The organism is Phocaeicola sartorii JCM 17136 = DSM 21941 (assembly GCF_054653615.1).
On the sequence record NZ_BAAIFW010000005.1, the window covers coordinates 1052099 to 1064729 of the forward strand.

Annotated in this window: 11 protein-coding genes and 1 pseudogene; 5 read left to right on the forward strand and 7 right to left on the reverse strand. The window is 46.9% G+C overall.

Translation table 11 applies throughout. The features are described from left to right. Window positions 1-4: 4 nt before the first annotated feature. Complete coding sequence (gene xseB, locus ACYQ0C_RS04415; RefSeq protein ID WP_016277124.1) at window positions 5-193, forward strand: exodeoxyribonuclease VII small subunit; 189 nt, start codon at window positions 5-7, stop codon at window positions 191-193. 79 nt (window positions 194-272) lie between these two features. Here xseB and ACYQ0C_RS04420 read toward each other — a convergent pair whose 3' ends face one another. Both ACYQ0C_RS04420 and ACYQ0C_RS04425 read right to left on the reverse strand, forming a co-directional pair. After that, window positions 273-1448 carry a DUF4934 domain-containing protein gene (locus ACYQ0C_RS04420; protein WP_016277125.1) on the reverse strand — a complete coding sequence of 392 codons (1176 nt, stop codon included), beginning with the start codon at window positions 1446-1448 and terminating at the stop codon, window positions 273-275. Window positions 1449-1460: 12 nt separating this feature from the next. Next, complete coding sequence (locus ACYQ0C_RS04425; RefSeq protein ID WP_016277126.1) at window positions 1461-1733, reverse strand: NVEALA domain-containing protein; 273 nt, start codon at window positions 1731-1733, stop codon at window positions 1461-1463. Window positions 1734-1994: 261 nt separating this feature from the next. Here ACYQ0C_RS04425 and ACYQ0C_RS04430 point away from each other — a divergent pair, with 261 nt between their 5' ends. From ACYQ0C_RS04430 to ACYQ0C_RS04445, 4 genes are all read left to right on the forward strand, one after another. After that, window positions 1995-3014: a branched-chain amino acid aminotransferase gene (locus tag ACYQ0C_RS04430; protein WP_016277127.1), complete on the forward strand. Its 1020-nt coding sequence runs from the start codon at window positions 1995-1997 to the stop codon at window positions 3012-3014. 17 nt (window positions 3015-3031) lie between these two features. Then, the gene (locus ACYQ0C_RS04435; RefSeq protein ID WP_016277128.1) at window positions 3032-3649 is read left to right on the forward strand and encodes a DUF975 family protein; all 618 of its coding nucleotides are present in this window, start codon (window positions 3032-3034) and stop codon (window positions 3647-3649) included. A gap of 233 nt (window positions 3650-3882) precedes the next feature. Next, window positions 3883-4641 carry a tRNA (guanosine(46)-N7)-methyltransferase TrmB gene (trmB, locus tag ACYQ0C_RS04440; protein ID WP_016277129.1) on the forward strand — a complete coding sequence of 253 codons (759 nt, stop codon included), beginning with the start codon at window positions 3883-3885 and terminating at the stop codon, window positions 4639-4641. A 10-nt stretch (window positions 4642-4651) separates the two neighbouring features. Beyond that, entirely contained in the window at window positions 4652-5752 is a 1101-nt protein-coding gene (locus ACYQ0C_RS04445; protein ID WP_025076728.1) for an Mrp/NBP35 family ATP-binding protein, read from the forward strand. A gap of 147 nt (window positions 5753-5899) precedes the next feature. Here ACYQ0C_RS04445 and ACYQ0C_RS04450 read toward each other — a convergent pair whose 3' ends face one another. The 5 genes and pseudogenes from ACYQ0C_RS04450 to ACYQ0C_RS04470 all read right to left on the reverse strand — a co-directional run bounded on the left by ACYQ0C_RS04450 (window position 5900) and on the right by ACYQ0C_RS04470 (window position 12606). Beyond that, window positions 5900-7042 (reverse strand): DUF4934 domain-containing protein, encoded by a 1143-nt coding sequence (locus ACYQ0C_RS04450; RefSeq protein ID WP_016277131.1) that lies wholly within the window; start codon window positions 7040-7042, stop codon window positions 5900-5902. A 749-nt stretch (window positions 7043-7791) separates the two neighbouring features. Then, window positions 7792-8922 (reverse strand): annotated as a pseudogene (locus ACYQ0C_RS04455) (CD0519/CD1768 family membrane protein); the annotation flags it as partial. Between the two features lie 250 nt (window positions 8923-9172). Then, entirely contained in the window at window positions 9173-10423 is a 1251-nt protein-coding gene (locus ACYQ0C_RS04460; RefSeq protein WP_025076729.1) for an ABC transporter permease, read from the reverse strand. A gap of 14 nt (window positions 10424-10437) precedes the next feature. After that, on the reverse strand, window positions 10438-11613 hold the full coding sequence (locus tag ACYQ0C_RS04465) for an ABC transporter permease (protein ID WP_016277134.1): 1176 nt from the start codon (window positions 11611-11613) through the stop codon (window positions 10438-10440). 6 nt (window positions 11614-11619) lie between these two features. Beyond that, window positions 11620-12606 (reverse strand): HlyD family secretion protein, encoded by a 987-nt coding sequence (locus tag ACYQ0C_RS04470; protein WP_016277135.1) that lies wholly within the window; start codon window positions 12604-12606, stop codon window positions 11620-11622. Window positions 12607-12631 lie beyond the last annotated feature (25 nt).

Genomic DNA, 12631 nt, shown 5'->3' on the forward strand with positions numbered 1-12631 from the left:
AAATATGGCAGCAAAGAAACAAACCTACGAACAGGCCATGAAACGCCTGGAAGAAATCGTATCACGTATAGACAGTAACGAACTGGATATAGACAGTTTGAGCGAAAAGCTGAAAGAAGCGCAGGAGCTGATTAAGTTTTGCCGGGACAAACTCTACAAAGCCGATGAAGAGATAAAGAAGATTATCAGCTGATTTGTCAATGTGGCAATGTATCAATTTGCCAATGTGCCATGCGGATGCGCTATGTTCCGCATGGCACATTGACAAATTATTACTTTACTACTTCATAAAAGGCAATGATCGGATTCTCGGACTGAGCATCATATTGTTGGAAGATAGCAGGGTATTCGCCCGGACATTTGGTTATGCAATAATCGATGAACTCGGGAGATAGGACGCTGAAAAATTGACCTTTATAGACTCCGTCAATCGTATTAATCAAGGGAATGGTAAGTCTGGGACTGTCCTGCATCGCTTTGACACAACAAATCTGTTCGTTTTTTGCTAAATCATATAAAGCGGCCATGATATATCCGCTTTTAAAAAAACGGAAATAAAGCAAACTCTCACATTCGTAAACATTGGATATGCCGAATGCGTAGTCTGATTTTATAAGTTTCCATTCATTGGCTCTTTCCTCTATCTTTGAAAAAGGAAGAGGATTGGGTAAATCTATGCGATAGCGTGCTTTTATGCTGTCTTTACCTAATTGATACACTGTATTGTCGAAATTTTTGCAATAATAGAGCGTGGTGTCGTTGTCGTAAAAGGTTTGTAAAGAAGGACTGAATATATATTTTTCTTCGGCATCATTATGCGGAAAATAATTCTTGTCCATCTTCAGCCCGTCTGCTGATACCAGCAGGGAATAGTGCAGAGAGTTATCATTAGGGTAGTTCCGGTGGTCGCGATTGTTGTAGAAATACACACCATCGAAGAAAGCCATTTCACTGGGATTGGGTTTGGGAAAACTTTCTGTTCTCAAGTATTTTCCGTTCAGCATGGAATAATAATGAAGGGAGATTCGCATATTGTCGTAAATAACGACTTCTGCCCGGTCGGGATTGAGGGCGAAAGCATGGATGCCCGAATACTCGCCCGGTCCGTTTCCTACCCCATGAATCCGAAAGATCATATTTCCTTGCATGTCGTAACACACTATCTGGTCTGCCTGATCCCAAACATAGATTTTTTCATTGATAATGTGGATGTCATTGATCCGGGTAAGCAGAGGTTCAGAAGCCAATTTTACATACGATACAGTGCGCAGATAATCCTCTACATGGTTGAAATAATCCCCGTCTGTATGGACAGGAATGCACTGCACCTGGTCGGTTATCACCAGGGGAATGCTTGTGTGATAGATTGATTCTTTCTTGTTTGCGGCAGGGCGGTTGCAGGACGCAAGCAGGGTCATGCCTACAATAAGAAATAAGTACTTTAACATAATAACTTGAATTTAGTTATAGAAAATTTCTCCACATTCTGTTTCTGTACATGAATAAGGTACAGCACAGAATACACAAGCTCTTCTTACACTTCCTGTATGCCATGATCCTTCTATATAATCACAGGATACAGTTTTAGGCTGGCTGTAGTCGTAAACACTTTCACCCGAAGCCAAAGCTTCGATATTGTTCAGAATTATGTCAGAGGGACGGTCAGATTGAGTTTTTGATATGGTGACAGCAACTAAAAAAATAAAAGCGGTAGAAATTAAAGTTTTTTTCATAGAGTATAGATTTTAAGATTATTATTAATTTCCTGCAAAGGTATACTATGTTATTGAGTTATACAAATAAATGTTGATATTAAGAGTCGCACTTGGAAAAAGTTACTTTGATTTTCTAGCCTTTACTGGTCCGTTTCAATACTTCATGATTTTCTTTTTCATCATAGATTTGCTAAATATTATCTGTTTTGATTGGAATTTGCAAATATAAAACGTAATTTTGCTCTCATTCGTAAACAATAACATAAAAGAAGATACAAAATGAAAGAGATTGATTGGGCAAATCTGTCATTCGGCTATATGAAGACAGATTATAATGTACGTTGTTACTATCGTGACGGTGCATGGGGAGAATTGGAACTCTGTTCGGAAGAAACACTGAATATACACATGGCCGCCACCTGTCTGCACTACGGGCAGGAAGCGTTTGAAGGATTGAAGGCTTATCGTGGAAAAGATGGTAAAATCCGTATCTTCCGTCCGGAAGCCAATGCAGAACGCCTGCAAAGCACTTGCGATGGTATCCTGATGCCGGAACTGCCTACTGAAATGTTTGTGGCCGCTATAAAGAAGGTAGTGAAAGCCAACGAGCGTTTCATTCCTCCATACGAAAGTGGCGCGGCTCTCTATATCCGTCCGTTGCTGATTGGTACAGGTGCCCAGGTGGGTGTTCATCCGGCCAATGAATATCTGTTTGTGGTGTTCGTCACTCCGGTAGGCCCTTATTTCAAAGGTGGTTTCTCTACTAATCCTTACGTTATTATCCGTGAGTTCGACCGTGCGGCTCCATACGGAACAGGACGTTATAAGGTGGGTGGTAACTATGCCGCCAGTCTGCGTGCCAATAAGAAGGCTCATGATTTAGGGTATTCCTGCGAGTTCTATCTGGATGCCAAAGAAAAGAAATACATCGACGAATGTGGCGCGGCCAACTTCTTCGGTATCAAGAATAATACTTACATCACACCGAAGTCATCTTCCATCCTGCCCTCTATCACGAACAGGAGCTTGATGCAGCTGGCCGAGGATCTGGGTATCAAGGTGGAATGCCGGCCGGTTCCCGAGGAAGAACTGGAAACCTTCGAGGAAGCGGGTGCCTGCGGTACAGCGGCCGTGATCAGTCCGATCCAGCGTATTGATGATTTGGAAAACAAGAAATCGTACGTTATCTCTAAAGATGGAAAACCGGGACCTGTTTGTACAAAACTGTATAACAAACTTCGTGCTATCCAGTATGGTGATGAACCCGATACACATAATTGGGTGACTGTTTTGGACTAATAAAAAAAGAGATTCTTATGAAAACAAATTCAGAATTGAAAAATCAGGCAATCGATGCGTTGGGCGGTAATTGGGGATTGGGTGCTGTCATTACTTTTGTTTATGGATTGGTGATGAATGCTCCTACGCTGCCCTATCGTATCACGGAGTCGGTGACCTCATCCTCTTTTAGTCTCTTCACGTTGCTGCTCCTGCCTTTGGGCTTCGGCTATGCCATTCTTTTCCTGGACGTGATTCGTGGGATAAAGTTGGACTTTGCTCGTCTCTTCGACGGGTTCAAAGACTATGGACGGATATTGGGGACTATGTTGCTGACTACAGTCTATACGTTCTTGTGGGCATTGTTGCTCGTCATTCCGGGCATCATAAAGTCCTATTCATACGCGATGACGCTCTTTATTCTGAAAGATTATCCGGAATTGCAGTACAACGCCGCCATAGAGAAAAGTATGGCGATGATGTCCGGGCGTAAAATGAAGATGTTCCTGCTGGATTTGAGCTTCATCGGTTGGGCCATTCTGTGCTGTTTTACCTTGGGTATCGGTTTCTTGTTCCTGGCTCCTTATGTAGAAGCATCACACGCTGCTTTCTATGAAGACCTGAAGAAAGAGCTGGGAGAAACAATTGCCGAATAAGGAATCTGTTTTAACATATAAGGAAAGAGTCCTGCAATTAATTTGTAGGGCTCTTTTTATATGAGGTCGATAGTTACTATTTCAAAGATGCAGTGCCGTTGTTTCATCCGGATTTCAGCAGCGTTCTATTTTCGTATCGAATGTGAAGGAGGGCATTCTTTCTAATTTCCCTTCCTGTCATCTTCCTTATGTGAGGGAAATTCCCTACCTTTGCCCTGCAAAATAGAAAACTTATGGGAAAAGGAAAACTGGAGAAATTTGCTGATATGCGGGAATATCCGCACGTGTTTGAATACCCTTATTCGGTGGCCGATAATGTTCCGTTTGATATGAAGGGCAGTTGGAACCGTGACTTTTTTAAGAACGACCATCCGATTGTGCTCGAACTGGGATGCGGACGGGGTGAATATACCGTAGGGCTGGGGCGTATGTATCCCGATAAAAACTTTATCGGTGTGGATATAAAAGGATCCCGTATGTGGACCGGTGCGACGGAAGCACTGAAGGAATGCATGAAGAACGTGGCTTTTCTACGTACCAATATCGAAATCATCGACCGTTTCTTTGCTCCGGGTGAGGTGAGCGAGATATGGCTGACTTTCTCGGATCCGCAGATGAAGAAGGCGACTAAACGTCTTACTTCCACCTATTTTATGGAACGCTATCGCAAGTTTTTGAAGCCGGACGGACTGATTCACTTGAAGACCGATAGTAATTTTATGTTTACCTACACCCGCTACATGGTAGAGGAAAACAGACTGCCGGTAGAGTTTATGACCGAGGATTTGTATCATTCGGGGCTGGTGGACGACATATTGGGCATCCGTACTTATTATGAACAGCAGTGGCTGGACCGTGGACTGAATATAAAGTATATGAAGTTCCGTCTGCCGCAAGAGAATGAGTTGCACGAGCCCGATGTGGAAATAGAATTGGATGAGTATCGCAGTTACAACCGCAGCAAACGAAGCGGATTGAAAACAAGTAAATAATAACAATATGATGACTTTATATCCGAAATTGATTTTGGATGCCCTGGCAACAGTGCGCTATCCCGGAACGGGAAAGAATTTGGTGGAAGCGGAGATGGTTGCCGATAATCTTCGCATTGACGGCATGTCGGTGAGCTTTTCGTTGATTTTTGAGAAACCCACCGATCCGTTTATGAAATCTATGATAAAGGCTGCCGAAACAGCAATCCATACGTATGTATCACCTGAGGTACAGGTGGCTATTGCCACAGAGAGCCGCCAGGCGGCGCGTCCCGAACCGGGCAAGCTGCTTCCGCTGGTTAAGAATGTCATTGCTGTCTCATCCGGAAAGGGCGGGGTGGGCAAATCTACCGTGGCAGCCAATCTGGCTGTGGCGCTGGCTAAGCTGGGCTATAAAGTGGGGTTGCTGGATGCGGATATTTTCGGCCCTTCCGTGCCTAAGATGTTTCAAGTGGAAGATGCCCGTCCATACGCCGAGCAGATAGACGGCCGTGATTTGATTGTTCCGGTTGAGAAATATGGTATCAAGCTGCTTTCTATCGGTTTCTTTGTAGACCCGGACCAGGCTACTTTGTGGCGTGGCGGTATGGCCAGTAATGCCTTGAAACAATTGATCGGAGATGCCGCATGGGGGGAACTGGATTATTTCATTCTGGATACGCCTCCGGGTACCAGCGATATCCACCTGACTTTGGTGCAGACTTTAGCCATTACGGGAGCTGTGATTGTCAGTACACCCCAGCAGGTGGCTCTGGCCGATGCGCGCAAGGGAATCAATATGTACACCAATGACAAAGTAAATGTGCCTATCTTGGGGTTGGTGGAGAATATGTCATGGTTTACTCCTGCCGAACTTCCCGAAAACAAGTATTACCTTTTTGGAAAAGAGGGCTGCAAGCAACTGGCTGAAGAAATGAATGTGCCTTTGTTGGGGCAAATCCCCATTGTGCAGAGTATCTGTGAGAATGGTGATAAGGGAACTCCGGCGGCTTTGGACGAGAACAGCCTGACAGGACGTGCGTTTATAGAACTGGCCGGGAATGTGGTGAGGCAGACTGAGAAGCGGAATGCGGAACAGGCTCCTACACACATTGTGGAGATGAAGAAATAATCGGTTCGCCATGCTGCCGGACTCGGCGAAGAATCCGGCTTGGATAAAAAAGTCTGTCACACGGGCTGTCACAGTTGCAAGTAATATTTATACATCAATGTGACCGGTGCTTGTGTGACAGACTTTTTTTGTCCGAGCCGGCGGATGCTAGTGTTTCAGTTTGCCTATGAACATGACGTTGTTGTCATTCTCATCCAGAGAGTCCAGCAGTTTGTTCAGCACTTCTTTGTCCTTGTCGGTGCATCCGGATGCGGACAGGCGTTCTTCTATCTTGTCCATCAGAACCAACGGTTCGTACATGGCAAAGAAATAGCCATTAGTAAAGTTCATGGGAGTGGGAAGACCGCCGAAGTAATCGTTCACCAGCTTCACGTAGTGCGACTGCTGTTTCTGCAAGTCTATGGCTATGGTGCCTGTTCCCCAAACGGTGGCAAGGAATTTACCCGGCAGTTCGTTGTAAATCAGAAAGACATCCTTGCCTTTCGGTGGGTTCTGCAGGGCGAAACGGGCTGTCACCCGGTTCTGTTCCGGATTGTACTGATACAGTGTATCTGTAGGCATCGTCATGAAGTTGAAGTTTTCCGTATTGTTGTAGGACCATATCTCGTTGTTAAACCCTACAAAGTTGCCGTCTTTGTCCATCGGATTGATGATCTGCTCTGCGGTGGGCTTGTATGAGGTCAGGGTTCCGTCGGGTGCGATGTGGGCAACCATCATTTCGTTCCTTCCTTTGAAGCAGAGGTGGGTGACGGACAGGCTGCCGTCGGGGTGCAGATGGAGTTTGGGCTTGTTCAGGGTTTCTCCTAATTCGATGACTGACGCGAAAGTCCCGTCCAGGTTGTACTTCAGAATTTTGTTGCTGCCAAAGAAAGGTGCCAGATAGACGCAGCGGTTCTTCTCGTCGATGGCTTCGCTGTACAGCGAACCGGCATACTCGCCGGGCCCTTGGCCCATAGCACCGATGTCGTTTAGAAATTTGCCTTCACGGTCGAACAGCTTGAACACGGCTCCGCTTTGACGGATGCCGATGTACCGGTCGGTAATGGCGGGCCACCAGAGTTTGAACAATGCCGTGTCGCTGTTTTCGAACCGCACCAGTTGGCAATCTTCCACCCATTCGCTGAGGGGAACGCTCAATGTATCCGTCACTTTGTTGAAATCACACAGGGTCAGTTTGTTTCCGTCCGTTTCCAGAGTGGAAATACTTCCGTCGCTTTGGGTGGACGGGGTGCATGCGCTCCATACGCCTGCCGCTGTAAGGAGAAGGAGACCGTAAATGTTCTTTTTCATGTGCTTTGGTTTTTTATAATAAGGTTGTTTTTCAAGGCGGCTTAATGGTTACAGGAAGGGCGGACTTGCAGCGTACCGTTTCTTCTTTATGCTTTCCAGGAGTCTACGGGACATGCCTTTGATTTCTTGTATAGTTAACTTTTCCATAAGAAAATGAGTTGTTTACAGTGTTTTCACAAATCTACGATTTTTTCGTAATTAGCAAGACGGTTAAAGGTTAATTAGTGTAAAGGTGAAGAAAATAGCGACTGTTGCTACAATGGCGTGATAGGTTTTCAGTTTGTTGTAGCTTGCTCGTCGTCGGGAGTAACTAGTTTGGGATGAGGCGGATTTCCCCATTTGAACCAGTAATATCCTTCTTTTATCAGTTTGCTTTGTTTGCTATAGATGAAAGCGTACAGGTAGAATGTTCCGCTTTGTGCGTTTCCCGAGAACTTGGAGTATTTCTCTCCTGGATAGAACACGGCATAGTGCACGTTGTCTCCTTCGGCTTTTTCATCGATGGTGACATAATAATACCCTTCCCGGGTAGTGTAGGCGTTGTTGATATGCAGTGTGCTGTCTTCTCGGACAGTGAATTGAATGTGGCTTCCTTCCACATCCTTATACCAATTTTTCAAGGTGTAGGAACCATTGTTGTATTGTTGCAGGGTGGAGGTGTAGACGGTAGTTATTTTTTCTCCGGAGGCATCTGTCATCCAGGCATCTCCTTTGCTGCTTCCCACTAGTTCCGGAGTGACAAGCGTTCCTATCAGGGTAATTCCTACATAGAGCCAGTGTGCGCTGGTTCCTGCAACCAACCCGCCAATGGTGTGCGCTATCAGGTCCTTGGAAGTAAGTTGGCGGAATCCCAGTGAATCCAGCATGGCGGTGTGTGTGCTTAGGTAGCCGCTCCAGCACATACCGATGGCCGAGAATACAGCGATGGTGTTGCTGTCGATCACGCCATTGGCCTGGAATTTGGGAATCAGTCCTAATGCGGCACCTACCGATCCCAGCGAGATAATGGGGAAAGCGATCAAGGTAGAATCTTTAAATCCGAATAGCCATTCGAAGAGAAAACCTATTTTTCCTGCCAGTTTGGGAAGCAGTTCAATGCCTTCGTATGCTCCTCCGGTATAAGCGAGTATCGCTTCGCCTGTAGCATTGGTGCCTACCTGGCTGGGACCGAAAGTGAACATCATGACCAGTGTGGAGATAATCAGTACGCCGGGAATGATAGCCAGTCCTAGTTCTACACCTGTCTTGCCGCCATCCAGCAACGAGTTGAGCACCCGTAGGAAAAGACTTTGTTCTTCGGTTTTGAAAGATATCTGTTGTTCGTTACCGCCCGAGGTGTGTTCATGGGCATATTCAGGATGTTCTTTTAAGATAAAGAATTGCATCAGCCGGGTGGAGGTGAGACTTCCGATAAAGGCTCCGAACAGTCCGATCAAAGACGCGTAGGCATAGCCCAGACTGGACATGAATACGATTACGATCAGTCCCATGCCGTAGGCTGCGGCGAAGTTGGTGAACGAGATGAGCTGGAATGTTTTGAAGTAGCGGCTGAAGTTCTTGTCCTTGGTCAGTGACATGATGGCAGGATTGTCGGATAGAAAAGTCATGACAGCTCCCAGCGAGGCTACACCCGGCATGTTGAATAGGGGTTTCATGAGGGGGCGTAACAGTAATTCGAGCAAGCGTACCACTCCGAATTCTACCAGTAGTTTGCCTAACGCACCGGACAATACGGTGATGGCCATCAGATAAAATACGGTATCTATAAGCAGACTGTAGGCTGTTTTCATAAGGGTGTTAAGCATGTTGGGAACTCCCATGATACTTCCCAGAGTGCCGAAAATGGTAAAGAATACCAATAAGAAGATACCTGCTTCCATTCGCCGCAGGGTAAGGAACTTCAGTGATTTCATAGTTGTTTGAAAAAAGGTTTTTCAAATGGGTTGATAATTGTGGCAAATGTAGGGAAAATCTGTAAATTATGGAGTAAATGAGACGATAAATCGTTTTTTTTCTGTTGGAGTGACCGTTCTTTTTTAGTAGTATTGCTTATCTTCCCCATTCATTAGGGCCATGATATGGCCCTCAATGGAGTAAGTACCCTGTCGGGTTCTTGATTTATAAACAATTTTAAACGGCATTGAGTTTGCGTCTTTTCTTCATCTCTTTCAGCCTTTCGTATACATGCCTGCGGCTCAGGGTAATCTGGCGCCGATAGACTATGCAGGTGGTCAGGAAATAAACACCTGTTTGTATCCACAATACGCGGTACTCTGTCAGTACATCGGCCAGTGTGGCGCCCATGGTGTTGATGCGTACAAAACCGTTGATGCCGAAAGTGGAAGGAAACAGCCACGAAATCACTTTCCAGTATGGAGGGATGGCAGCACCCGGCCACGAGATGCCCGAGATAAACAGCAGCGGTACGGAGGTGAATACATAAATCATCATGCAGGCTTCCCGGTGGTGGATAAAAATGGAACAAGTCATTGCGAAGAAGATGCATGCCAGTATATAGGGGAGCATAAATGCCGCCAGGGTGCCGGCTTGCGCTATTTGTACCAGGCTGAACATTTTGGGGACAAGGCAGAGCATATAGGCAGCCATGACAGCATATATCATCAGGTAAGTCAGTGATTTCCCCAAAACGATGCGCAACGTGCCATGGTAGTGGCGGCTCATGGGGATAAGGTCGCGGAAACGGTTGTTCTCACGGGCGGTCCCGGCAGATAAACCTACCCCCAGCAGCAAAGTTTGCTGGATAATCAGTATCAGCACGGCGGGAATCAGGAAGCTGGCAAAACCGTTCTGCGGGTTGAAGATGGAGATGTCCTCGTATGCGATGGGAGCGGTGCTCACTTCATCCTGACGGTCGGTGGTATGGCCGGAGCGTTCTATCTTTATCTGCTTGTTCATCATCAGCGAGGCGTTGGTGTTGGCCGTCAGCATCGCTTTGTAGTATAGCATACCGCTCATGTCACAGTAAATGGTGACATGGGTTTGAATGCCTTTGGCAATGTCACGACTGAAACTTTCGGGAATATAGATGATGCCGTATATCTTGCCGTTCTTCAATAACGTTTTTGCTTCTTCCATATCACTGCAATGGGACACTATTTCCAAGTCGGCACCTGCATCTACCAGACGCAGGTATTCACGGCTGAGGCTGGAACGGTTGTTGTCCACCACGGCGGCGGGAACTTCGCGCACCGTCTCATTGGTATATATAAAGGTATAGAGAAGCGGATAGCCCAACGGTACCAGAATGAAGAAGATGAGCACGCCCTGGTCCTTGACAACTGCCTTCAGCTCTTGCCACCAGATGTAGAAGAGATCTTTGATACCTTGTGAGATGATATGTCTGAATTTATATTCTGTCATAATTGCTTGCCGTTTTAGGGGATATATACATAGTGCAATAGTACCGTGCGCAGCCTTTTCAGGATGAAGAAAGGCAACAGCATGAATAACATCAACGCGACTACTGAATGCCATGCGTAAATCAGCGGATATCCGTTAAGCGCCAAATCTACATAAATCAGGAAGTAATGGCGCAGCGGGAACAGATTGGCCAGTGCCTGTAACGCGGGATTCATAGCCATTACCGGAAAACTCATGCCCGAGATGGAGAAGGAAATCACTCCCCATAGGGAGGCGGTGCTCAGTGCCAGACGGACGGTGGTGAACAGTCCGAATAGAAAGACTCCGAATGCCTGCGAGGCCAGCACCAGTAACAGGCCGGCAAACAGCATGGGCAGTATGCCGCTGTTGCAGGGATAGTGCAGGAAACCGTACAGATAGGCATTATAGAAGGTGGCCATGACAAAGAAAACCAACGTCTGGGGCAGCAGCTTGCCGGTCAGGGCTACGGTGATGGAATTGTCTGCCATGCTCATCCATTCTTTCTGGGTGTTGGTCTTCATTTCACTTCCGATGGTATAGACGGTGGTCATAAAGATGAGCAGCATCAGGATACCCGGCAGGATGGTGTTGCTCAGATATACTGAGTAGTTGAGCCATGGATTGTTCAGTATATGGGAGTCGATGACGATGGGTTGCAGGAACGCCATGGCCTGGTCTTCTGTGGCTCCTTTGGCATATAAGGTGGCGCGGCCGATGGCTCCGCCTGCCAGTTCGGACATGGTGCGCTGGTCTTTGTAGAGCAGTGAGCCGGCTACCAGATAGGAATAGTTGGTATAGAAAGACACTTTGGGCTGGCGGCTTGCCAATGCCTTGTCCGTGGTTCCTTCGGGAATATAGTAGAAAGCGTAGATCTTCCCTTGCTGCATGGCTTTGCGGGCATCGGCGAAACTGGGATAATGGGCTACAATTTTCGTTTGCTGAAAAGCATCCAGATTACGGATGATGCTGCGTGTGGTAGCTGTGTTGTCCAAATCGACCACACCTGCCGGCATATCCGTAGGGAGTCCGTTCCACATCAGCGTGGTGAAAAAGAGGTAGCAGAACAAGGGCGCTATAATCATGCAGAACAGATATAGCGGTCTTGTAGCGATGCGGAACACTTCGCGTCGGGCTATGCGGAGGATACGGTTATGGACTGTACTGTTCATTGTCTGTTATTTCTCAATGATGGCACTCATTCCGGGGCGTAATCCGTCTGTCTTTTCTACGGGAACAGCTTTCACCTCGAAGGTTTTCAAGTCGAATTGCCCCGTAGTCTTGGTAGCTTTCCAAGCGGCGTATGTACCCAGATCTTTCATATAGGTGACTTTGAGTTTCACTTCCCTGTCAAAGGCAGGGATAAATGCGCTGATCTCATTTCCTACGGTAAAGTCTTTCAGGAAATCTTCGCGCACATTGAAAGTCACCCACATATCATCCAACCGGGCGATATTCATAATCGGAGCACCGGTTCCTACCAGTTCACCTGCTTTGGGGAAGATTTCGGTCACTTCTCCATCGGCCGATGCGGTCAGTATGGTTTCGTCTATGTAGGAGGAAACTTCGGCTACAGCGCCTTTGGCACGTTCCACTTGGGCAGCGGCTGCGGCTTTGTCTTCACGTTGCGCACCGTTTTTCGCCATCTCGTATTGGGAACGGGCGGCTTTTTCGGTGGCGGTCATGGCGTCAAACTGCGCTTTGGCTTCGTCACGCTTTTGTGCGGACATCACTCCTTGTTCAAAGAGCCGGTTCACGCGGTTGTATGATTTTTCGGCTATTTCCACACCGGCCTTGGCTTTCTGCCACATTTCGTAGGCGGCTTGCAGTTGTTCCCGACGGGTGCCCCGTTGCGCCTTTTCACTCAAGGCTTGCGCCGCTTGTTCGGCTGCCTGCGCTTGGGAAAGTTTGGCTTTCACATCGGGAGCTTCCAGGATAGCCAGTGTGTCGCCTGCTTTTACCTTATCTCCTTCTTTCACACGAAATTCAAGAATGCGTCCCGGCACTTTGCTGGAAACACGGTATTCGTCGGCTTCTGCCTGTCCCTGAATGATTTCCGGGCCTTTACCCAGTGTAAAGAAACCTATCAGTGACACGATGACAATGACTGCTGTCAGTGAAATGAATGCCAGCAAAATATTGCTGTGTTGTGATCTTTCTGCCATATCTATTCGTTTTTAATCTTTAAAT